This window comes from Burkholderia sp. SR8, from assembly GCF_052851275.1.
In genome coordinates this window covers 25778-47136 of the sequence record NZ_JAULUC010000030.1, presented here as the reverse complement: position 1 = coordinate 47136, position 21359 = coordinate 25778, and the positions used below count along the sequence as shown (strand labels likewise).

General features: G+C 68.3%; 20 protein-coding genes. 6 read left to right on the top strand and 14 right to left on the bottom strand.

The annotated features are described in order from the left end of the window. Positions 1-27 precede the first annotated feature (27 nt). Together Q3A80_RS27895 and Q3A80_RS27890 are read left to right on the top strand one after the other, a co-directional pair. Positions 28-1323: a hypothetical protein gene (locus Q3A80_RS27895; protein ID WP_446332041.1), complete on the top strand. Its 1296-nt coding sequence runs from the start codon at positions 28-30 to the stop codon at positions 1321-1323. 270 nt (positions 1324-1593) lie between these two features. After that, a complete protein-coding gene (locus Q3A80_RS27890) occupies positions 1594-2430 on the top strand; it encodes a c-type cytochrome (protein ID WP_446332040.1) in 837 nt (278 codons plus the stop codon). A gap of 24 nt (positions 2431-2454) precedes the next feature. Here Q3A80_RS27890 and Q3A80_RS27885 read toward each other — a convergent pair whose 3' ends face one another. Genes Q3A80_RS27885 through Q3A80_RS27875 form a run of 3 tightly spaced genes read right to left on the bottom strand, consistent with a single transcriptional unit; the run spans position 2455 to position 5425 of the window. After that, on the bottom strand, positions 2455-3711 hold the full coding sequence (locus Q3A80_RS27885; protein WP_446332039.1) for a Zn-dependent hydrolase: 1257 nt from the start codon (positions 3709-3711) through the stop codon (positions 2455-2457). Beyond that, entirely contained in the window at positions 3704-4243 is a 540-nt protein-coding gene (locus tag Q3A80_RS27880) for an L-2-amino-thiazoline-4-carboxylic acid hydrolase (protein WP_446332038.1), read from the bottom strand. The genes Q3A80_RS27885 and Q3A80_RS27880 overlap by 8 nt, the downstream gene beginning before the upstream one ends. A gap of 15 nt (positions 4244-4258) precedes the next feature. Then, entirely contained in the window at positions 4259-5425 is a 1167-nt protein-coding gene (locus Q3A80_RS27875; RefSeq protein ID WP_446332037.1) for a branched-chain amino acid ABC transporter substrate-binding protein, read from the bottom strand. 177 nt (positions 5426-5602) lie between these two features. Here Q3A80_RS27875 and Q3A80_RS27870 point away from each other — a divergent pair, with 177 nt between their 5' ends. From Q3A80_RS27870 to ahpF, 3 genes are all read left to right on the top strand, one after another. Then, positions 5603-6496, top strand: coding sequence for a LysR substrate-binding domain-containing protein (locus Q3A80_RS27870; RefSeq protein ID WP_446332036.1), 894 nt, complete (start codon positions 5603-5605; stop codon positions 6494-6496). A 174-nt stretch (positions 6497-6670) separates the two neighbouring features. After that, a complete protein-coding gene (gene ahpC / locus Q3A80_RS27865; RefSeq protein WP_446332035.1) occupies positions 6671-7234 on the top strand; it encodes an alkyl hydroperoxide reductase subunit C in 564 nt (187 codons plus the stop codon). A gap of 128 nt (positions 7235-7362) precedes the next feature. After that, positions 7363-8961, top strand: a complete 1599-nt coding sequence (gene ahpF / locus Q3A80_RS27860; protein WP_446332034.1) for an alkyl hydroperoxide reductase subunit F — start codon at positions 7363-7365, stop codon at positions 8959-8961. 117 nt (positions 8962-9078) lie between these two features. Here the strand turns inward: ahpF and Q3A80_RS27855 are convergent, their stop codons facing one another. The 9 genes from Q3A80_RS27855 to Q3A80_RS27815 all read right to left on the bottom strand — a co-directional run bounded on the left by Q3A80_RS27855 (position 9079) and on the right by Q3A80_RS27815 (position 17205). After that, positions 9079-9897, bottom strand: coding sequence for an extensin (locus tag Q3A80_RS27855; protein ID WP_446332033.1), 819 nt, complete (start codon positions 9895-9897; stop codon positions 9079-9081). A 169-nt stretch (positions 9898-10066) separates the two neighbouring features. Beyond that, a complete protein-coding gene (gene lpxO / locus Q3A80_RS27850) occupies positions 10067-10966 on the bottom strand; it encodes a lipid A hydroxylase LpxO (RefSeq protein ID WP_446332032.1) in 900 nt (299 codons plus the stop codon). A gap of 209 nt (positions 10967-11175) precedes the next feature. Then, on the bottom strand, positions 11176-11730 hold the full coding sequence (locus tag Q3A80_RS27845) for a carboxymuconolactone decarboxylase family protein (RefSeq protein WP_446332031.1): 555 nt from the start codon (positions 11728-11730) through the stop codon (positions 11176-11178). A gap of 25 nt (positions 11731-11755) precedes the next feature. After that, positions 11756-13090: an aspartate aminotransferase family protein gene (locus tag Q3A80_RS27840; RefSeq protein WP_446332030.1), complete on the bottom strand. Its 1335-nt coding sequence runs from the start codon at positions 13088-13090 to the stop codon at positions 11756-11758. Between the two features lie 15 nt (positions 13091-13105). Beyond that, entirely contained in the window at positions 13106-14155 is a 1050-nt protein-coding gene (locus Q3A80_RS27835) for a C45 family autoproteolytic acyltransferase/hydolase (protein ID WP_446332029.1), read from the bottom strand. Between the two features lie 20 nt (positions 14156-14175). Next, positions 14176-14904, bottom strand: a complete 729-nt coding sequence (gene glnQ / locus Q3A80_RS27830) for a glutamine ABC transporter ATP-binding protein GlnQ (protein ID WP_006486238.1) — start codon at positions 14902-14904, stop codon at positions 14176-14178. Beyond that, complete coding sequence (glnP, locus tag Q3A80_RS27825; RefSeq protein WP_446332028.1) at positions 14901-15608, bottom strand: glutamine ABC transporter permease GlnP; 708 nt, start codon at positions 15606-15608, stop codon at positions 14901-14903. Before glnP ends, glnQ begins: the two co-directional genes overlap by 4 nt. Before the next feature lie 15 nt (positions 15609-15623). Further along, positions 15624-16376 carry a glutamine ABC transporter substrate-binding protein GlnH gene (gene glnH, locus Q3A80_RS27820; protein WP_446332027.1) on the bottom strand — a complete coding sequence of 251 codons (753 nt, stop codon included), beginning with the start codon at positions 16374-16376 and terminating at the stop codon, positions 15624-15626. A 457-nt stretch (positions 16377-16833) separates the two neighbouring features. After that, positions 16834-17205 (bottom strand): MAPEG family protein, encoded by a 372-nt coding sequence (locus tag Q3A80_RS27815; RefSeq protein ID WP_446332026.1) that lies wholly within the window; start codon positions 17203-17205, stop codon positions 16834-16836. Positions 17206-17510: 305 nt separating this feature from the next. Here Q3A80_RS27815 and alr point away from each other — a divergent pair, with 305 nt between their 5' ends. Next, entirely contained in the window at positions 17511-18632 is a 1122-nt protein-coding gene (gene alr, locus Q3A80_RS27810; RefSeq protein WP_446332025.1) for an alanine racemase, read from the top strand. Between the two features lie 194 nt (positions 18633-18826). Here the strand turns inward: alr and Q3A80_RS27805 are convergent, their stop codons facing one another. Both Q3A80_RS27805 and Q3A80_RS27800 read right to left on the bottom strand, forming a co-directional pair. Next, entirely contained in the window at positions 18827-19621 is a 795-nt protein-coding gene (locus tag Q3A80_RS27805; protein ID WP_446332024.1) for an enoyl-CoA hydratase, read from the bottom strand. A gap of 208 nt (positions 19622-19829) precedes the next feature. Beyond that, positions 19830-21281 (bottom strand): MFS transporter, encoded by a 1452-nt coding sequence (locus Q3A80_RS27800; protein ID WP_446332023.1) that lies wholly within the window; start codon positions 21279-21281, stop codon positions 19830-19832. Positions 21282-21359 lie beyond the last annotated feature (78 nt).

The following is a 21359-nucleotide window of genomic DNA, read 5'->3' as shown; positions in this document are numbered from 1 at the left end:
GCGCTGCCCGTCCGGTTGCCGGGTGCGATGCGATCGCACCCGGCGTTGCGTGCGGCGACGCGGCTCGCCGCGGCCGCGATCTTCAGTGCGGGTTGCGGCGCCGGCTGCGACGGCGCGCCGGCCAACGCACCCGTCGTGCACACGGTCACGATCGACGCGCCCGCCGAGCCGGCCGACCCGCCCGCCGCCGACAAGGACAAGGAGAAGGACAAGGGCGATCCGCGTCGCTTCATGCACGGCATCGGCGTGGCCGATGCCGGCGACGGCAAGCGCTGGGTGTTCTTCAGCAGCTCGGGCCTCGTGCCGCGCGGTGCGATGCGCAACGGCAGCTGGTCGCACGACGTATACGTCGGCGAATGGCAGCCCGGCACGCCGGAGCTGACGCACGTGCGCACGTTCATCAGCCGGCCGGAGGCGCAGGAGCCCGTGTCGATCGCGCAGAACGGGCGCGGCGTCATCTTCGTCACGTTCGAGGACGGCTGGAACACGTCGCAGGAAGTCAGCCAGCGATACGGCGTCTATCGGCGCAACCTGAAGCCGATCAAGCCGTATCCGAACGACGTCGAAGCGGGCGGCCATTCGGGCCACGTCGCCGCGGTCGGCGAGCGCTTCGTCGTGTTCTACTCCGCCGACTGGGTCGACGGCGGCGGCGTCGACAATCTCGGCAGCGGCAACGGCGTGTACGTGAAAACCTACGATGCGGCCGGGCGCGTGCTGAACCATGTGCCGGTCGTCTCGCATCGCCGCGAATGGTGGCCGATCGTCGCGGGCTCGCCGCGCCGTGCGTTGCTGGTCTGGCAGAAATACATCGACGGCAGCACGGACGCGACGCTCGAATATGCGATGTTCGATCCGTTCACCGCGAAGCTGGAGAAGCTCGGGCCGCTGAACGACGCGATCCAGTACTACGTGTATTCGTCCGCGTACGTGCCCGCGGTCGATCGCTTCATCGTCGTCACGACGTCCGCGGACAATCGCGGCGTCGCGATCCTGATCGGCCCCGACGGCCGCCGCATCGCCACGCTCGACTGCCTGCCGCCGTCGGTGCGCGAATCGGGAATCGGCGTCGATGGCGCGCATGCGTACGTGCCGACGCGTGACGGGCGGCTGTTCACCCTTACGCTGACGGCAACGGGCATGTCGGTCGGCGGCGTGCAGCGTTCGCCGATTCCGTGGGGTTCGACCGGTATCGCCGCGTTTCCGGCGCGCGGCGGCACGATGCATTTCGTGTCGCTGACGCCGACCGGCACGCGCGAAGCCGATTTCGACACGGCGCGTGAAACGCTCTTGCCGAAGGCCGACGCGCAGTGCCAGAGCCATTGAAGTCGACGGCGATCGTGCCGGATCGGCGCGATCGCCGCACGCCGAGGTGACGCTGGACGGATCGCGCAACGCGATCCTGCCCGCATCCCGCCTGCCGGGTTGGCCCGCACGCCGCCGCCCCGCTCCACGGTGCGATCCCGGCCGCGCCGGATCCGCCGCGCCGAAGTCGCCAGCGCCGCCCGTACCGGATAGACTGTCGCCCGATTCCTTCGGCCGGCCGCGGTGCCATCCGCCCTGCCGCCGCCGACGCCCCCCTTTCACGGAGAACGAATGCTGAAGCGCCAGTGGTTTTCGCTGTTGCTGCTGACGGTGTGCCTGATCGCCACGCGCGCGTCCGCGCAGGGCACGCTCGAACTCGAGACCGACGGCACGCCGCGCGTGCTGACTCGCGAGGCGCTGCTCGCGCGCGCCGATGCGACGGACATCCACGTGCCGCGCGACATCGCGTACGGCCGCCCGATGACGTTCCGCGCGGTGCCGTTCGCGGCGCTGCTCGGCGACACGCCGCTGCCGGCGGACGGGGTGCTGGAGACGCGCGCGGCCGACGGTTTTGCCGCGCAGCTGCCGCTGGATCTCGCGCGCCGCCGCGCGCCGGGCGGCGCCGTCGCATGGCTCGCGATCGAAGATCCGGCGCACCCGTGGCCCGCGCTGCCGGGCAAATCGGTCAGCGCGGGGCCGTTCTATCTCGTATGGCTGGGGCCGCACGCATCGTCCGTGCGCGGCGAGCAGTGGCCGTACCAGATCGTGCGCATCACGATCGAATCGTCGCCGCTCGCACGCTGGCCGTCGCTCGCCGTCGATCCGTCGGTGCCGGCGAACGACCCGGCGCGCGCGGGCCAGCGGCTGTTCGTCATGCAATGCCTCGCGTGCCACCGCATCGACGGCGCGGGCAGCAGCCAGGCCGGCCCCGACCTGAACACGCCGATGAATCCGGTCGACTACTTCCAGCCCGCCGCACTGCGCCGCTACATCCGCAATCCGGCATCGGTGCGCGACTGGCCGGGCCGCGCGATGCCGGCGTTCCCGCCCGACCAGTTGAGCGACCGCGAACTCGGCCGGATCGTCGCCTACCTGACCTACATGGCCCGGCGCAAGGCCGGCAAGTAAGCCGCGCGCCGCGGCCCGCGCGCGTCAGGCGCCCGGTTCCTGCGCGCTTTGCAGCACCGCGCGCAGCAGCACGTCGGCGCCGGCCGTCGACCATTCCGGCGTGATCGCCTCCGCTTCGTTGTGGCTCAGCCCGTCGACGCACGGCACGAAGATCATGCCGGTCGGCGCGACGCGCGCGACGTAGCACGCGTCGTGGCCCGCGCCGGACACGATGTCCATGTGCGACAGCCCGAGCGCCTGCGCGGCGTCGCGCACCGCGTCGATGCAGCGCGGCGCGAACGGCACCGGCGCATACGTGAAGATCTGCTCGATCTGCGCGCCGAGCCCCGCGTCGGTCGCCACGCGCGCGAGTTCCGCACGCAGCGCCGCATCGAGTTCGTCGAGCACCGCGTCGTCCGGATGACGGAATTCGACCGTGAAGAAGCAGCCGCCCGGCACCGTGTTGCGCGAATTCGGCCGCGCGTCGATCATCCCGACCGTCGCGCGCGCATGCGGCGCATGGCGGCGGCCGAGCGCATCGACGAACTGGATCATCCGCGCGGCGCCGACCAGCGTGTCGCGCCGGAATTCCATCGGCGTCGTGCCCGCGTGCGCGTCGACGCCCGTCAACGTCACCTCGTACCAGCGCTGCCCCTGCCCGGCCGTCACGACGCCGATCGTCTTGCCCGCGCGCTCGAGAATCGCGCCCTGTTCGATATGCAGCTCGTACGCGGCATGCACGCGATAGCCGCCGACGGGCTCGCTGCCCGCATAGCCGATCCGCGCAAGCTCCTCGCCGATCGTCTTGCCGGCGCCGTCGGTGCGCGACAGTCCGTATTCGAGCGGATAGACGCCCGAGAACACGCCGGCCGAGATCATCGCCGGCGCGAAGCGCGAGCCTTCCTCGTTGGTCCAGATCACGACGTCGATCGGACGCTCGGTCTCGATGCGCGCATCGTTCAGCGCGCGCACGACCTCGAGGCCGCCGAGCACACCGTAGATGCCGTCGTAGCGGCCGCCGGTCGGCTGCGAATCGGCGTGCGAACCCGTCATCACCGGCGCCGCGTCGGGATTGCGGCCCGCGCGGCGCGCGAACACGTTGCCCATCCGATCGACGCGCACCGTGCAGCCGGCTTCGCGCGCCCACTGCACGAACAGGTCGCGCGATTCGCGATCGAGGTCGGTCAGCGCGAGACGGCAGACGCCGCCCTTCGGCGTCGCGCCGATCTGCGCCATCCGTTCGAGCGATGCCCACAGACGCTCGCCGTCGACGCGCGGCGCGCTCGCGAGGTCGTCACGCATTGCCGGCCTCCGGCGCGTCGCCCTGCGGCTTCGTCTGCAGCGCATAGCGGAAATCGCAGCGCTTGCCGCCCTGCATGATCGTGCTCGTGCGCGTCAGCGCGATGCGCGGATCGTAACCCTCGATGAAGTAACTGTCGCGCGCGCAACTCAGCAGGTGGCCGATCTCGCCGAGCCCCATCGCGTGATACATCTCCGCGTAGCTGCAGCGGTGTACGTCGTAATCGTAGTGCGCGTCGTCCGCGCGGCGCACCTCGACGTCGAGCGCATCGTCCTTCTCCCACAGCACCTGCAGCGCGATGAACGACTGCACGCTCGTGCCGTCCGGCTCCTGCGCGGCGAACGCGCGGCCCGCGTCGACGGCCGCGCCGCGCACGGCTTCCGCGATCACGGCCTGCGCGCGCTCGATGCCGAATTCGCGCTTCATGATCTCGTAGATCGGCTTGATGATTTCCGCTTCGATGCGGCGCCGCGCGAGAATGCCGAGGCGCGTGTCCTCGGGCGCTGCGGCGGATGCGTGATTCGTGTCGGTCATCGGATATCTCCGTCGTTATTTGGTTGCGGGGCGCGCGCCGCCGAGCACGTCGACGACGGCCCACTTGCCGCCGCGCACCTGGTAGATGGTGAACGCCGGGTCCTTCAGGTTGCCTGCGCCGTCGAACGCGACGCGGCCCGTGACGCCCGGCCGGTCGATCGCGCGCACCGCCGCGACCAGCTTCGCCGGCTGCGTCGTGCCGGCCTTCTGCGCGGCGGCGATCAGCGTGGCGGCCGCGTCGTACGCAAACGGTGCGTGCAGTTCGATCGGCGCGTGGAAGCGCGCGCGGTATTGCGCGTCGAACGCGCTGCCGCCCGGCATCCGGTCGAGCGGCAGGCCCGGTTCGAGTGCGGTCACGCCGTCGCCGTCCTTGCCCGCGAGCGACAGGAAGGTCTGGCTCACGAAGCCGCCGGCGCCGAGCAGCGGCGCGGTCACGCCGAGCTGGCGCATCCGGCGCGCGATCGGCGCGGCCTGCGCGTCGAGCCCGCCGAAGAACACGAGGTCCGCGCGCTTGCCCTTGATCGCGGTCAGCACGCCGCTGAAGTCGGTCGTCTTGTCGTTCACGTACTGGCGATCGACGATCGCGCCGCCGTTCGCCTGCACGCCCTTGATGAACTGGTCGGCAAGCCCGGCGCCGAACGACGTGCGATCGTCGATCACCGCGATGCGCTTCGCCTTCAGCGTCTTCACCGCATAGGTGCCGGTGAACTGGCCGCCCGCATCGTCGTGACCCATGATGCGGAACGCCGTCGCGTAGCCCTGCTGAGTGTACTGGTGACCGGTGGACGCCGGCGCGATCTGCGGAATGCCCGCATCGCGGTACACGCGCGACGCCGGCACGCTGCAACCGGTGTTCCAGTGACCGACGACGCCGATCACGTGCTGGTCGACGAGCTGCTGCGCGACCGCGACGGCCGTGCGCGGGTCGGACTGGTCGTCGGCCGCGACGAGCTTGTAGACGACCGGCTTGCCGCCGATGCTCGGATGCTTCGCGTTCGCGTCGTCGATCGCGAGTTGCGCACCGTTCTGCAGGTCTTTGCCGATCCGCGCGGACGGACCGGTGAGCGGCGCGGCAAGACCGATCAGGATCGTCTGCGGCGCGGATTGCGCGAACGCAGGAACGGCGACGATCAGCGCGACTGCGGAGAATGCGAGGCTGGCGGGAAGGAAGGCGATTTTCATGTACGGGGACCGGTGGCTCGAATCAAAACATGAAAAATATTAAATATTCCGCACCCACACCCCAAATACTCAATTGTTGGATGCTTATGCCATGCCGCGCACAATAACGTAAACACCTGTAAATACGCGGTATTTTCGTGTTGTCGCTTACCCTGATTTTTCGATAAAATTCCATACATGAAAAATATCGAACAATTGCCGCACGATCCGCCGTTACGCGCCGTCCGCGCGTTCGAGGCGTTTGCGCGCCTCGGGTCGGTCACTGCGGCTGCGCACGAGCTCGACATCACGCCGTCCGCGGTCAGCCATCAGCTGCAACTGCTGGAAGCGTTCATCCAGACGCCGCTGACCGTGCGCGAAGGCCGGCTGCTTGCGCTCACCGACGAAGGGCGCGACTACTACCGTTCGATCAGCGCCGCGTTCTCGGTGCTGCGCAGCGCGACGCGCTTCGTGCGCGACCGCTCGTCGCTGCGCCAGATCACGATCAGCCTGATCCCGCTGCTCGGCATCGGCTGGTTCATTCCGCGGCTGCACGCGTTCCTCGCGGAGAACACCGATGTCGACGTGACCGTGCTGTATGCGCATCACCGCAACTATCGAAGCGACGCGTCGGACCTGTCGATCCGCTTCGGCACCGGCGACTGGCCCGGCTACCGCTGCGAGCGGCTGCTGCCGGGCGCGATGGTGCCGATGTGCAGCCCGTCGTTCCTGAAGCGCCACGGGCCGTTCCGCACGCCGGCCGATCTCGCGCGCGCGCCGCTCGTGCACGACGAGGATCGCAGCACGTGGGTCAACTGGCTGCAGGGCGCCGGCGTGCGGCACGTGTCGCATGCGGTGGGTCCGATGTTCGAGGACGGGCAACTGACGCTGAGCGCGGCCCGTGCGGACCTCGGCGCGGCGCTGCTGCGCGCGCCGCTGGTCCAGCGCGAACTGGCGAACGGCGAGCTCGTGCAGCTGTTCGACCATGCGCTCGACGATGGGCGCGATTACTACCTGTGCACGCGCGACGATGCGGACATGCCGGATGGCGCCAGGCGCCTGGCCGCATGGTTGAGGCGGATGGCCGCGTGAACGGCGGCCCCGCAGCACGCGCGCGGAATCGCGCGGAGCGCCCCGCCGGAACAGGGGCCGGAAGCAGATAGAAATTCCCGATGCCGAGGATTGAGACAAGCAATTTCACAAACCGAGGGTGACCCCGGATACTGGGAACACTTCATCAACACCCCAGCAAAAGGAACCCGCAAGATGCCGATCATCAACACCCAGATCAAACCGTTCAAGGCAACCGCATACCACAACGGCGATTTCGTGCCCGTGTCCGAAGAGAACTTCAAGGGCAAGTGGTCCGTCGTCGTGTTCTACCCGGCCGACTTCACGTTCGTCTGCCCGACCGAACTCGGCGACCTCGCCGACCGCTACGACGAATTCCAGAAGCTCGGCGTCGAAATCTACGGCGTGTCGACCGATACGCACTTCACGCACAAGGCGTGGCACGACACGTCGGACACGATCGGCAAGATCAAGTACCCGATGATCGGCGACCCGACGCTCACGCTGTCGCGCAACTTCGACGTGCTGATCGAGGAAGAAGGGATGGCGCTGCGCGGCACGTTCGTGATCAACCCGGAAGGCGAGATCAAGCTGTGCGAAATCCACGACAACGGCATCGGCCGCGACGCAGGCGAACTGCTGCGCAAGGTGCAGGCCGCGCAATACATCGCGGCGCACCCGGGTGAAGTGTGCCCGGCCAAGTGGACGCCCGGCGCGGAAACGCTGACCCCGTCGCTGGACCTGATCGGCAAGATCTAACGGTGGCGCGGCGCGCGTCGCACGACGCGCGCCACCCGCCCCCGGCCGGGCCGCCGCCTCGCGCGGCCCGCGCCCTTCTCCGGCACGACGTGCCCGACCCGCCTCATCAATACGGAATCCGAAACGCCATGCTCGACGCCAATCTCAAGACCCAACTGAAAGCGTACCTCGAAAAGATCACGCGCCCGATCGAACTCGTCGCATCGCTCGACGACAGCGCGAAGTCGCAGGAACTGCTTGCGCTGCTGAACGAGATTGCGTCGCTGACGTCGCGCGTGACCGTGACCGAACGCCGCGACGATGCCGAGCGCAAGCCGTCGTTCTCGATCGGCGAACCCGGCAAGCCGGCCGGCATCCGCTTCGCCGGCATCCCGATGGGCCATGAATTCACGTCGCTCGTGCTCGCGCTGCTGCAGACGGGCGGCCACCCGATCAAGCTCGACGACGACGTGATCGAACAGATCCGCGCGCTCGACGGCGACTACGCGTTCGAAACGTATTTCTCGCTGTCGTGCCAGAACTGCCCGGAAGTCGTGCAGGCGCTGAACGTGATGTCGCTGATCAACCCGCGCATCCGCCACGTCGCGATCGACGGCGCGCTGTTCCAGAACGAAGTCGACGCACGCCAGATCATGGCCGTGCCGACCATGTTCCTGAACGGCGAATCGTTCGGCCAGGGCCGCAGCAGCGTGAAGGAAATCCTCGCGAAGCTCGATACGGGTGCGAGCGCGCGTGCCGCGAAGTCGCTCGAGAACAAGCCGGTGTTCGACACGCTGATCGTCGGCGGCGGCCCGGCCGGTGCGGCCGCCGCGATCTACTCGGCGCGCAAGGGCATCGCGACGGGCGTCGTCGCCGAGCGTTTCGGCGGCCAGGTGCTCGACACGATGGCGATCGAGAACTTCGTGTCCGTGCAGGAAACCGAAGGACCGAAGTTCGCGGTCGCACTCGAACAGCACGTGAAGCAGTACGACGTCGACATCATGGACGTACAGCGCGCCGATGCGCTGATTCCGGGCGACGTGCACCAGATCCGCCTCGCGAACGGCGCGGTGCTGAAAGCGAAGACGATCATTCTCGCGACCGGCGCGCGCTGGCGCGAAATCAACGTGCCGGGCGAGCGCGAATACCGCAACCGCGGTGTCGCGTACTGCCCGCACTGCGACGGCCCGCTGTTCAAGGGCAAGCGCGTCGCGGTGGTCGGCGGCGGCAACTCGGGTGTCGAGGCTGCGATCGACCTGGCCGGCATCGTGAAGGAAGTCACGCTGATCGAATACGGTGCGCAACTACGCGCGGACGAAGTGCTGCAGCGCAAGCTGCGCAGCCTGCCGAACGTGACGATCGTCACGCAGGCGCAGACGACCGAACTGACCGGCGACGGCAGCAAGCTGAACGGGCTCGTCTACAAGGATCTGCGTTCGGGTGAAACGAAGCGCGTCGATCTCGAAGGCGTGTTCGTGCAGATCGGCCTCGTGCCGAACACCGAATGGCTGAAGGGCACGGTCGAACTGTCGAAGCACGGCGAGATCGTTGTCGATGCGCGCGGCGCGACGTCGGTGCCGGGCGTGTTCGCGGCCGGCGACGTGACGACGGTGCCGTTCAAGCAGATCGTGATCGCGGTCGGCGAAGGCGCGAAGGCCTCGCTCGGCGCGTTCGATCACCTGATCCGGCAAGACGTGACGCCCGCTGCCGCCGACACGCCGCAGGCCGAAGAAGCGATCGCCGCGTAACGCGCGCCGACGCACCGCACAGGTTCGTCTCTCTTGGCCCCGCACGCCCTGGTCGGCGTGCGGGGTCCTTTTTCATCCGGCGACGAACGGCGCAGCGCGAACGCGGCGCCCTCCGCGTCACTGCGCGACGGCCGGGCCGCTATTCGCCGGCGCGGGCGCCTTGAAGCTGCTCGACTGCCGGACCAGCTGCTCGGTCATCGCAGCGGCGACCGAATTCGCACCGCCCGACGTATGCGGCCGGTCGGCGCTCGGCGGCGCCACATACTGCGGCGGCGGCAACGACGGATCGAGCTTCGCCGACTCGCGCACGAGCGCGGCGGTTTCGGGCGTTTCGGATTTCATCGCCGGTGCTGCCGCGGCGTGTCGTTCGAGCCCGTCGCGCTTGCGCGGCGCGTGCTGCGGCGGCTGATACGCCTGCTGAGTCGAGCGCGTCGGCTGCGCGGCCTGGACCGGCGGTGCGGATTGCACGGGCTGGGCCCGTTGTACCGGTTGCGCAGAGGGCACGGACCGCGCCGCCTTCGCAGGGGTCGAATCCTCGGGCTCGACCGTCACGACATGGACGGCCGGCGGCGCGGCGGCCGGCTTCGCAGGCGGCGCGGGCGCGGCGATGACCGGCACGACGGCGGCGGACGCCGGTGCGGCGCTCGTGCGCGTCGGGGCCGGAGCCACGGCCGGTGGCGGTACGGCCGCGTGTTGCGGCACTGCGTCGTCCACATGCGCGGAAGGAACGGCGACCCGCGCGGGCGGCGCAATCGTGCCCTGCGCGGTGTGACCATCGTCGGCGGCCGCCACGGTGGCGGCCGGTGGCGCGGACTCGCCGATGCCGGCCTCCGCGATCGCGCGGTGGTCCGCACGCAGGAGCATCACGTAGCCGGTGCCGGCTGCGGCAACCAGCAATCCGCCGGCGATCATCAAGGTCTTTCGGGTACTAGTCATGCTTGCTCACCGATCTTATCGACGTGAACAAGCCATCATACCCGCGCGTCGGCGCTCGATCCCGCACGAATACATTTGGTTGCATTGATGGCGACCCCAAGGCCGCGCGGCGGTAAAACGCCGCGCCGCCCTATCGTCAGACGGTTCGATTCCCGTGGGCTTGCGCTCGTCAGATACAGAACACTGCCACCGCGATCCCGCCGAACAGCGCCCATTTCACGACGTAGTACACGGTGCGATTCCATGCCTTGAGCCGCTTGCCGGCGCGGCGGATCGCATACAGGTACCTGAACGCATGATTGAGGCCGCCGGTGCGGTCGCCCGTTTCGTTCGGCGATGCGGCCGCGCGCATCAGCAGTCGTCCGAATGCATCATTCACGCGCTGCGCCCATCGGTATTTCATCGGCCGGTCGATGTCGCAGAACAGGATCACGCGGTCGTGCGCGGTGCGATTCTCGGCCCAGTGCAGATAGGTCTCGTCGAACATCACGGCCTCGCCGTCGCGCCATGCGTACGACTCGCCGTCGACGACGATCCGGCACGCGTCGTCGTTCGGCGTATCGAGCCCGAGGTGATAGCGCAGCGAGCCTGCATACGGATCGCGATGCAACCCGAGTTTGCCGCCCGGCGGCAGCTGCGCGAACATCGCGGCCTTGATCGACGGAATCCGCGACAGGATCTCGACCGTGCGCGGACACAATGCCTGGGCGGACGGATGCGGCGCGTCGTACCACTTCAGGTAGAAGCGCTTCCAGCCGCGGCGAAAGAACGAATTGAAGCCGATGTCGTTGTACTCGCCGGACGCCTTGATCCGGCTCGCGTCGCGCAATGCGAGCGCTTCGGCGCGGATGGTCCGCCATTCGCGCTGCAGCACCGCGAGTTCCGGAAAGTGCCGCGTATCGACAAACGGCGTGGTCGGCACCGACGAGAACGCATAGGAAAAGCAGTTCAGCGGTGCAGTGAAGGTCGAGTGGTCGGATAGTTGCCTGAACAACCTGTGCCGAACCTTGCCGCGCCGATGCGTGTACACGACACACGCAATGAACACGATCAACAAGACCCAGCGCATCGATATTTCCCCCGTCAGCTGTTTGCCGGAATTCTAGGTACGGGGAAAATTTCCTGCGCTGACGCGCAGGCGATGCGATGCGCGGCGTCGGCACGCGGCCGGAGTGCGGATCAGCTCGCGCCAAAACGCCGAAAAGCCCGTGCGGACGGGCTTTTCGGCACGATCGCAATGCGCGCGCGGCATGCGGCCGCCGCACGCGCCTGCATCGATTATTCCGGAAACGGCAAATCAGTTTGTCCGTCGGCGCGCATACCGAACGTGTTGAGCGTCATCGCGACGAGCGCGTAATAGCCGAGCAGCGCGACGAGGTTCACGACGGTCTCGTGACCGAAGCGCGCCCGAGCGCGCGCGAACGTCGCATCGCTCACGCGCCGCGTGTCGTACAGCTCGGTGGCGAACGCGTGGATCAGCGCATCGTCGTCCGATTCGAACGGCGGCTCGACGCCGCGGCGGATCGCATCGGCCGTCGCAGCCGGCACGCCGGCGTCGAGCGCGATCGGATGATGGATGTGCCATTCGGCCTGCGAGCGCCAGCGCGCGGCCGTCACGAGAATCGCGAGCTCCGACAGCCGCAGCGGCAAGCCCGTGCGATAGCGGCAGAACGCGCCGAGCCGCTGCGCGTGCTGCGCGAGCTCGGGGCTCGCGATCCAGCCGAGGAACGGGCCGTTCAGGTTGCCGCGCGGGCCGCTGAGGATCTCGGCGAGCACGGCCTTCTGCTCGTCGGTGGCCGACGCGGGATCGAACGGAGGCAGTCTGTCTGTCATGGTGATGAGTCGGTAATGTCGAGGTTCATGCGCCGGCCGCTGCGAGCGCCGCACCGATCGCGCCGGACAGCCGTTCGACGATCGTGTCGATCTGCTGCGCGGTGCATACGAACGGCGGCGCGACGAGGATGTGATCGCCGTGCACGCCGTCGATCGTACCGCCCATCGGATACACCATCAGCCCGCGCTGCATCGCCTCGCGCTTGACCGCCGCATGCAGCTTCAGCTCGGGATCGAACGTCGCCTTGCTGTCGCGATCGCGCACGAGCTCGACGCCGACGAACAGCCCGCGCCCGCGCACGTCGCCGACATGCGGATGCGCGGCGTAATGCTCGCGCAACGACGCACGCAGTTGTTCGCCGCGCGCCCTCACGTTGTCGAGCAGCTTCTCTTCGGCAATCACGCGCTGCACTTCGAGCGCGGCCGCGCACGCGGTCGCATGACCGAGATACGTGTGACCGTGCTGGAAGAAGCCGGAGCCGTCGACGATCGTCCGGTAGATGCGGTCGCTCACCAGCGTCGCGCCGATCGGCTGATAGCCGGCGCCGAGCCCTTTCGCGATCGTCAGCAGGTCGGGCGCGACTCCGTCTTCGTCGCACGCGAACAGGTAACCGGTGCGGCCCATCCCCGACATGATTTCGTCGAGGATCAGCAGCACGCCGTATTTGTCGCACACCGCGCGAATCTTCTTCAGGTAGGTACGTACCGGCGGTACCGCGCCGGCCGTGGCGCCGACCACCGTTTCGGCGACGAACGCCGCGACGTTCTCCGCACCGAGTTCGACGATCTTCCGCTCGAGTTCGTCGGCGAGGCGCTGCGCATACGCTTCGTCGCTCTCGCCCGCCGCCTGGTCGCGATATGCATAGCACGGGCTCACGTGATGCGCTTCGATCAACAGCGGCAGGAACGGCTCGCGCCGCCATGCGTTGCCGCCGATCGCGAGCGCGCCGAGCGTGTTGCCGTGATAGCTCTGGCGGCGCGCGATGAAGTGGCGGCGCTGCGGCTCGCCCTTTTCGACGAAATACTGGCGCGCGAGCTTCAGCGCGGCTTCGATCGCCTCGGACCCGCCCGACACGAAATACACGTGCTCGAGCCCGGCCGGCGCGGCCTCGACGAGCCGGTCGGCCAGCTCCTCGGCGACGTCGGTCGTGAAGAACGACGTATGCGCGTACGGCAGCTGCTGCGCCTGGCGCTTGATCGCGTCGATCACGCGCTGGTTGCTGTGGCCGAGACACGACACGGCCGCGCCGCCGCACGCATCGATATAGCGTTTGCCGGTCGAATCGATGATCTCGATGCCGTCGCCTGCGACGGCGACGGGCAAGGTGGCGCGCGGAGCGCGATGAAAGACGGTCGTCATGCGTTGCCTCATGGATCAGGACGCGCGGGGCGCGTGCGCGGACGGCACGATGCGCGTCGCGAAGCGCTGCGTGCCGTGTTGATGGATCGTGAAGTCGATCGCGGTGTCGCGAATCGCGAACACCGCGGTCGCCAGCGTGTTTTCGTCGTCCGGGTCGTCCGGATCGTCGCGATAGATCGGCAGCCCTTCCGGTGCGCGATCGCCGAGCACGCGCAGCAGCGCGGCCTCGTCAGGCGCGTCGATGCCCGGCGTCAGCGCGTCGACGCGCCGCTGTCGATCGCCGGACGATTGCGTGACGATCTGCGCTTGCGCGTCGCATCCCGGATGCACGAGATGATTCGCGTGGCCCGCAAGCCGCTCGACTTCGACGACCGAACAGCGCGCGACGCTCGCCTCGATGCTCAGCAGCCGCGTATCGCCGGTCGCGCCGAGCGTGTGATGGAAGCCGCTGGCACGCGCATGCGTGCGCAGCACGTCGGCGGCCGCGTCGAGCGACGTCGCGTCGAGCACCGCACGCGCGAGGATCATCCGCGGCACGCCGGCAGCCGGCGTGCGGATCCGCAGGTTGTTGATCGCCTGCGCGATGCCCGCGCGGTTCGCGGCGAACGTATGGCCGGGCAGCGAGCCCGGGTAGTAGAAGCTGACGAAGCCGGGCTTGCCGTGCGGCTGCACGTCGACGAGCAGGCAGCGCTCGCGCAGGTACGGATCGCCGTCCTCGTTGTGCGCGATCCAGCGCGTGCCGCCGGCGTCGCGTGCGGCGAGCGTCGTGCAGCCGTCCGGCGCGTTGTGGATCAGTTCGCCGCGGCAATTCCACAGGAAGACGTCGTCGGCCGTCCAGCCGGCGCCGGCCGCGATGCCGTCCAGTTCCGCGACGAGATCGGGGTACGCGGCAAGCGCGGCCTGCCGAAGCGCGGCGACGAACGGATGGCCGCGCCAGCGGCGCACGGCCTGCCACGCGCTGCTCTGCTGCATGTACGTATCGAATACGGGACGGGCGAGCTCGCCGAGACGCACGCCGATGTCGAACGGCGTGCCGGCGATGACAGGAGAAAGGGAAAGCGGCATGGCAGGCGAGTCGGTTTCGTTCAGGATACGTGTTTCAGGAATTCCTTCAGCCGCGGTGTCGGCGGCCGGTCGATCAGGTCGACCGGATGGCCGTCCTCGGCGATGCCGCCCTGATCCATGAACAGCAGCCGCGTGCCGACCCGCTTCGCGAAGCCGATCTCGTGCGTGACGACGATCATCGTCATCCCTTCGGTCGCGAGATCCTGCATCACCTTCAGCACTTCGTGGCGCAATTCCGGATCGAGCGCGGACGTCGGCTCGTCGAACAGCATCAGCCGCGGCCGGATCGCCAGCGCCCGCGCGATCGCGACGCGCTGCTGCTGGCCGCCCGACAGCTCCGACGGATAGTGGTTCGCGCGCGATTCGAGGCCGACCTTGTCGAGCAGCGCCATCGCCTGATCGCGCGCGTCGGCCCGCGACGCGCCGCGCACCTGGATCGGCCCGAACATCACGTTCTCGAGCGCGGTCATTTGCGGAAACAGGTTGAACTGCTGGAACACCATGCCGGCTTCGAGGCGGATGTTGCGGATCGTCGTCGCATTGCCGCGCACGCTCTGGCCGTCGACCAGCAGCTCGCCGCCGGTGATCTTCTCGAGCGCGTTGATACAGCGCAGCATCGTCGACTTGCCGGAGCCCGACGGGCCGACCACGACGACCACCTCGCCCGCGTCGATCTTCAGGTCGATGTTCTTCAGCACCGGTACATGGCCGAAGCTCTTCGACACGTTCTGGAATTCGATCATGCTCATAAGATTTTCATCCGCTTTTCGACGAGCCGAAGCGTCAGCGTCATCGCGCCGGTCAGCATCAGGTAGATGACGGCCACCGCACTCCAGATCTCGACCGCCTGGAAATTGCCCGCGATGATTTCCTGCCCCTTGCGCGTCAGCTCGCCGACGCCGATCACGATGAACAGCGACGTGTCCTTCAGGCTCACGATGCACTGGTTGCCGAGCGGCGGAATCAGCCGCCGGAACGCGAGCGGCCCGACCACCTTCAGCAGCACGCGCGGCATCGACAGGCCCATCGCGAGCCCCGCTTCCGTCAGCCCCTTCGGGATCGACAGCAGCGCGCCGCGCACCACTTCCGCGAGATACGCGCCCGAATTCACCGTGATCGCGATGATCGCGGCCGTCAGGCCGTCGATGCGGATATGCGCGAGCAGCGGCAGCGCGAAGTACAGGAACATCACCTGCACGACGATCGGCGTGCCGCGGATCAGTTCGATATAAACCTGTGCGAGCACGTTCATCGCCTTCGGTCCGTATGCGCGGAACATGCCCGCGATCATCCCGACGACGAACCCGCCCACCAGCCCGAAAAATGCGATGAACACCGTCAACCGGACCCCGTCCATCAGGTCCGGCAGCGCTGCCCAGATCGCCGACCAATCGAAATTCACGTGTTGCTCCCCGTTCGGTTCAAGACCGGCGCGACCGCCCGGCCGCGCCATGGCGTGGCGTCACGCTCACATCTTCGGCGGCTCGGCGCCGAACCACTTCTTGTAGATCTGCGCGTAGCGGCCGTCGGCCTTGATCTTCACGAGCGACGCGTTGACCTTCGGCACGAGCGCGCTGCCCTTCGGGAAGCCGATCCCGTACTTGTCGCCGCTCACCGGCTGGCCCGCGACCTTCACCTTGCCCTTGCCTTCGTTGTTCACGAAGAACAGCACGTTCGGCGTGTCGTGCATCGCCGCGTCGACGCGGCCGGCCTCGAGCGCGAGGTACGCCTGGTCGATGTTCGGGAACTGGCGGATTTCCTTCGGCTTCAGGTGTGCCTTGATCCAGTCGATCGTCGCGGTGCCCGTTTTCGCGGCGATCACCTTGCCGTTCAGGTCGTCGATCGACTTGATCGACGTATTGCCGGCCTGCACCATCGCCGCGAGCCCGCTGTCGTAGTACGGCGCGGAGAAGTCGATCGCCTTCTTGCGCTCTTCCTTGATGGTCATTCCCGACAGCGCGACGTCGATGTTCTGCGTCTGCAGGGCCGGAATCAGGCCCGCGAAGTCCATCGGCTGGATCGTGTACTTCCAGCCCTGGTCCTTCGCGATCTCGGCCCACAGGTCGAGATCGAAGCCGACGTACTTGTCGCCCTGCTTGAACTCGAACGGCATGAACGACGTATCGGTCCCGACGACGAGCGTCTTGGTGTCCGCGTGGGCGATGCTGGCGCCGAGCGCGGCAGCGACCGCGACGGCTTTCAGGAAGGAACGGCGACTCATGACTTTTCTCCGCATGATTGAGCGATGTGACCGGCCGGCTGGCCGGGGAACGACGACATCAAGCCGCACCGCAACATGCGATGTTGAATTAAACCTTAGTGCAACAAGTGTTGTCAACACGGATACTACGACAACAAAAAGATCCGCAACGGGAAAATGTATCGAGACAAACCCGAGCCGGACCGGGCGGGGTTGATCGGAGGAAAGGCGGTGCAGCGGGGGCGCGGGTAGCGACGGACCGGTGGCCATGGCGCGCCGTTGCGCGGCGCGAAGGCATGGACGGGAGGATGGGACGAGATGCGCACGCGCTGTTGCGGCGGCTTCGTGTATTGCCGTGGCGATCCGACGATCGGGGTGACGACTGCGCATCCAGCGACAGTCATGCGCGCGGCGCCGGCGGCGCCTGGCGAGCCCACGCACACAGCGGCGCGGGCATCGCCGGTTCATTCCCTCGCCGTCACGGCGTCGCGAAGAACAGCGCGACGACGCAGGCCATCCCGCCGAACCACACGAGCGAGCGCAGCGCCGCCCAGTTCAGCAGATACATCAGCGCGTAGACGACGCGAATCGCGACGAACGCGATCGCCAGTTGGTCGACGTGGTGCGCGTTCGCGCCGTTGTGCCAGGCGACCACCAGCGCGGCCGTGAACAGCGCGAGCGCTTCCCATGCATTCTGATGTGCGGCCTGCGCCCGCGCCCGCCAGCCTTCGAGCTTCGCCAGGTATTCGCGCGGCGTGTGGTTGTCGTAGCCCTTGCAGGCCTTTGCCAGGAACGTCATCGGGAACGGCAACAGCGCGACGATGAACAGGCACAGCTGGGACGTCGTCATCCAGTCTCCTCCTTTATGATTACATTGATCAATGACAGGGTCGCGCAGAGCTTAGCATTGCATCGGGCGGCTCGCGCACCGGTTTTCTAGACGGGAGACTCGGCAATGCAAGCGGCAGAACGCCGCGGCGGCACGCAGCCGGCACAAAAAATTCCACCAAATCGCCGACAAATACGTTAATTAAAACTGGTCGAACACCAATAAGATAGCGCTCGACACTGGCTTTGCGCATTAGCGCGCGAGCCCCGCCGAGCTGCGCAGCGCGATGGTGCGCGCGCCGAACGACTTTCGACCCGAGCCCGACCATGCCCCGTCCCATCGTCGCCCATATCCGTCCGGACGCCGTCCGCCACAACCTCGCGTTCATCCGCCGCACCGCCGCGCAATCGCGCGTGTGGGCCGTGATCAAGGCCAACGCATACGGCCACGGGATCGAGCGGATCTATCCGGGCCTCGCGGCCGCCGACGGCATCGCGCTGCTCGATCTCGACGAAGCCGTACGCGTGCGCGAGCTCGGCTGGGACAAGCCCGTGCTGCTGCTCGAAGGGATCTTCGAGCCGGCCGACGTCGAACTCGCCGACCGTTACCGCTTGACCGTCGCGGTGCACTGCGACGAGCAGCTCGACCTGCTGGTCGCCGCGCAGCCGCAGCAGCCGATCGACATCCAGCTGAAGATGAATTCCGGAATGAACCGGCTCGGCTACCGGCCGCACGCGTTCCGCGCCGCGTGGGAGCGCGCGGCGGCCGCGCCGTCGATCGGCAGGATCACGCTGATGATGCATTTCGCGAACGCCGACGAAGGCGAAGTCGACTGGCAGCTCGAGCAGTTCGACGCGGCCACCGCCGGGATTCCGGGCGAGCGCTCGGCATCGAATTCGGCGGCCGTGCTGTGGCATCCGCGCGCGCATCGCGACTGGGTGCGGCCCGGCACGATCCTGTACGGCGCGTCGCCGACGGGCGCGGCGCGGCATATCGCCGACACGCCGCTGATGGCCGCGATGACGCTGACCAGCAAGATCATCGGCGTGCAGACGCTCGCGCCGCAGGAGACGGTCGGCTACGGCCGCCGCTTCACGGCGGAGCGGCCGATGCGGATCGGCGTCGTCGCATGCGGCTATGCGGACGGCTATCCGCGCCACGCGCCGACCGGCACGCCGATCGCGGTGGACGGCGTGATCACGCGCGTCGTCGGCCGCGTGTCGATGGACATGCTGACCGTCGACCTGACGCCGTGCCCGCACGCGGGCATCGGTTCGAGCGTCGAGCTGTGGGGCGGCCAGGTGAAGGTGGACGACGTCGCGGAAGCCAGCGGCACGATCGGCTACGAGCTGATGTGCGCGCTCGCGCGCCGCGTGCCGGTCGTGATCGTGCCGCCCGGGGCGGCGTCGGTGCAGCCGGCGCTGCGCACCGGAAGCTACGGGCGATAACGCACGACAGGGACGCAGCGGCACGCGCGCGTGCCGCCGAGCGTCCTGAGCGTGCCGATTTCGTTTGCGGGCCGCATACAGCGGCCCGTTCGCTTTGGCAGCTTATGCTTGTGCTGCGTGCCGATTACGCGGCACGCGCGCGAGACCAGCTTCGCTGCCGAGCATGCGCACGCGCCCTGTCGCCGTGCGGCGCGTCACGACCGCCACGTCGGCTTGCGCTTTTCCAGGAACGCGTCGATCCCCTCGCCCGCGTCCTCTTCCATCATGTTGCGCGCCATCACGTCGCCCGCAAACGCATACGCGTCGTCGAGCGACATCTCGCGCTGCCGGTAGAACATCTGCTTGCCGTAGCGCACCGCCGCCGGACTCTTCGCGACGATCTCCGCGACCTTGCGCGCGACCGCCGCGTCGAGCGCATCCTCGGGCACCGCTTCGTTGACGAGCCCCCACGCGGCGGCCGTCGCCGCATCGACGAAACGCCCGGTGACGAGCATGTCGAACGCGCGCTTCGCCGACACGTTGCGGCTCAACGCGACGGCCGGCGTCGAACAGAACAGCCCGACGTTGATGCCCGATACCGCGAAGCGCGCGGTGTCGGCCGCGACCGCGAGATCGCACGCGGCGACGAGCTGGCAGCCGGCCGCCGTCGCGATCCCGTGCACGCGCGCGATCACCGGCACCGGCAATGCACGCATCGCGAGCATCACGCGGCTGCATTGCGCGAACAGCGCGCGGTAGTAGTCGAGTTCGGGCTTCGCGCGCATCTGCCGCAGGTCGTGGCCCGCGCAGAACGCCTTGCCCTCGGCAGCGAGCACGACGCAGCGCACGTGCGGATCGGCGGCGAGCGAAACGAACGCGTCGTGCAGGCTCGCGAGCATCGCGTCGGACAGCGCGTTGAACTGTTGCGGCCGGTTCAGCCGCAGCGTGACGACGCCGTCGCGCACGTCGCGCAACAGGATCGGCTCGGGTGTGTCGTGACTGGATTCCATGATGCTCCGCTCGGCGGGGTTCGATCGGGGCGCGAACGGGCGGCACGGGCTGCAAGCGGCCGGGTTCGCGATCGGCATGATCACGAATCGTCCTCCACATTGCGCGCGACGTCCAGCGGGGTGTCGGCCGGCGTACGAGGCGGACGTACGAGGCAGACGCAATAGGCAGGCACGCGCGGAGCGCACGTTCAAGCGATCGTCCGACGCGTTACGCCTGCCCCCGCTCCAGCTTCGCAATCGTCGCACCGGCCGTCAGCGCGACCAGCGCGGCCACCGCGTATGCAGCAAAGCCGAGCGCCGCGACCGCGCGCAGTGCCGCCGGCAGATTCGGCAGCAGCATCGTCGCCGCGCCCGCGAACGCCACGCCGAGCAAGCTTCCTGCCTGGCGCGCCGCATTGAGGAACCCCGATGCGACACCGGCCGCATCCGCCGGCACCTGTTCGAGCACGGTCGCGATCATCGGCGGCACGGACAACGCGGTGCCGGTGCCGAACGCGGCCATCGCCGCCCACGCGACGGGCCATGGCGCGTGCATCGTCAGCGCGGCCGCAAGCGCCGGAACCGCGCAGGTGGCGAGAATCAGGCCGCCGGCCATCAACTGCGTCGCGCTGGCCCGTCCATGCAACCTGCCCGACAGCACGTTGCCGAGCGACAGGCTCAGCGCGAGCGGCAACAGCATCAATCCGGTCTGCCGCGCATTGAGGCCGACGCTGCCGTGCAGGTACAGGCTCAGGATGAACAGCAGCGCGAAATAGCCGACATAGACCAGCGTGCCCATCACGTTCATCGCCACGAACACGCGATTGCGGAACCACGCGAGCGGCACCATCGGTTCGGCGACGCGCCGCTCGACGGCGACCAGCACGGCCGCAGCGAGCACGGCGGCCAGCAGCGCGATGCGGACGTCGGTCGCGCCCGGGCCACGCGTCGGCAGTTCGATCGCGGCGAAGCACAGCGCGCCGAGCGCCGTCGTGCTGGCGAGCTGGCCGGCCCAGTCGAAGCGGCGCGCGGCGTGTCGGGCCGACGCACACACCAGCACCGCCGCGCCGCCGAGCGCGAGCGCGCCGGTCGGCACGTTGACGAGAAACGCGCTGCGCCAGCCGAAATCCTCCACCAGCACGCCGCCGAGCACCGGCCCGACGGCCGCCGCCACCGATGCGATGCTCGCCCACACCGCGATCGCCCGCGCGCGTTCGGCCGGCACGTCGAACGTGTTGCGCACGATCGCGAGCGATGCGGGCAGGAACAGCGCTGCGCCCATGCCCTGCACGAAGCGCGCGGCGACGAGCACCGGTACGGACGGCGCGAAGCCGCATCCGGCCGACGCGACGACGAAGAGCGCCAGGCCCGCGAGATACGCGTGCTTCGCACCGAACCGGTCGGACAGCACGCCGCCCGCGAGGATCAGCGCGGCGAAGCTGAGCGTGTACGCATCGACGATCCATGCGAGGCCCGCGACCGTCGCGCCGAGGCTCGCGCGCATCGCCGGCAGCGCGACGTTGACGATCGTCGAATCGAGCACGGCCATGAACATCCCGATCGCGACGAGCGCGAGCGTGAAGCGGCGTTCGCGCGGCGTCGGACGACCGGCCGGCGCCGGGACGGCAGTGACGGCCGCGGGGCCGCGGACAGACGGGCAGGAAGACGTGCAATCGGTCATGAGAACTCCAGGCTGATGCCGAGAGTCTAGGAACCGTACGCAATGCAGAAAAGTGGTAATTTCGCATCTGCGTGATGC

What these genes read in the sequence shown, in the direction of transcription:
- Q3A80_RS27895 (WP_446332041.1), top strand. Translation starts at nt 28, where the DNA reads ATGCGATCGCACCCGGCGTTGCGTGCGGCGACGCGGCTCGCCGCGGCC.
- Q3A80_RS27890 (WP_446332040.1), top strand. Translation starts at nt 1,594, where the DNA reads ATGCTGAAGCGCCAGTGGTTTTCGCTGTTGCTGCTGACGGTGTGCCTG.
- Q3A80_RS27885 (WP_446332039.1), bottom strand. Translation starts at nt 3,711, where the DNA reads ATGCGTGACGACCTCGCGAGCGCGCCGCGCGTCGACGGCGAGCGTCTG.
- Q3A80_RS27880 (WP_446332038.1), bottom strand. Translation starts at nt 4,243, where the DNA reads ATGACCGACACGAATCACGCATCCGCCGCAGCGCCCGAGGACACGCGC.
- Q3A80_RS27875 (WP_446332037.1), bottom strand. Translation starts at nt 5,425, where the DNA reads ATGAAAATCGCCTTCCTTCCCGCCAGCCTCGCATTCTCCGCAGTCGCG.
- Q3A80_RS27870 (WP_446332036.1), top strand. Translation starts at nt 5,603, where the DNA reads ATGAAAAATATCGAACAATTGCCGCACGATCCGCCGTTACGCGCCGTC.
- ahpC (WP_446332035.1), top strand. Translation starts at nt 6,671, where the DNA reads ATGCCGATCATCAACACCCAGATCAAACCGTTCAAGGCAACCGCATAC.
- ahpF (WP_446332034.1), top strand. Translation starts at nt 7,363, where the DNA reads ATGCTCGACGCCAATCTCAAGACCCAACTGAAAGCGTACCTCGAAAAG.
- Q3A80_RS27855 (WP_446332033.1), bottom strand. Translation starts at nt 9,897, where the DNA reads ATGACTAGTACCCGAAAGACCTTGATGATCGCCGGCGGATTGCTGGTT.
- lpxO (WP_446332032.1), bottom strand. Translation starts at nt 10,966, where the DNA reads ATGCGCTGGGTCTTGTTGATCGTGTTCATTGCGTGTGTCGTGTACACG.
- Q3A80_RS27845 (WP_446332031.1), bottom strand. Translation starts at nt 11,730, where the DNA reads ATGACAGACAGACTGCCTCCGTTCGATCCCGCGTCGGCCACCGACGAG.
- Q3A80_RS27840 (WP_446332030.1), bottom strand. Translation starts at nt 13,090, where the DNA reads ATGACGACCGTCTTTCATCGCGCTCCGCGCGCCACCTTGCCCGTCGCC.
- Q3A80_RS27835 (WP_446332029.1), bottom strand. Translation starts at nt 14,155, where the DNA reads ATGCCGCTTTCCCTTTCTCCTGTCATCGCCGGCACGCCGTTCGACATC.
- glnQ (WP_006486238.1), bottom strand. Translation starts at nt 14,904, where the DNA reads ATGAGCATGATCGAATTCCAGAACGTGTCGAAGAGCTTCGGCCATGTA.
- glnP (WP_446332028.1), bottom strand. Translation starts at nt 15,608, where the DNA reads ATGGCGCGGCCGGGCGGTCGCGCCGGTCTTGAACCGAACGGGGAGCAA.
- glnH (WP_446332027.1), bottom strand. Translation starts at nt 16,376, where the DNA reads ATGAGTCGCCGTTCCTTCCTGAAAGCCGTCGCGGTCGCTGCCGCGCTC.
- Q3A80_RS27815 (WP_446332026.1), bottom strand. Translation starts at nt 17,205, where the DNA reads ATGACGACGTCCCAGCTGTGCCTGTTCATCGTCGCGCTGTTGCCGTTC.
- alr (WP_446332025.1), top strand. Translation starts at nt 17,511, where the DNA reads ATGCCCCGTCCCATCGTCGCCCATATCCGTCCGGACGCCGTCCGCCAC.
- Q3A80_RS27805 (WP_446332024.1), bottom strand. Translation starts at nt 19,621, where the DNA reads ATGGAATCCAGTCACGACACACCCGAGCCGATCCTGTTGCGCGACGTG.
- Q3A80_RS27800 (WP_446332023.1), bottom strand. Translation starts at nt 21,281, where the DNA reads ATGACCGATTGCACGTCTTCCTGCCCGTCTGTCCGCGGCCCCGCGGCC.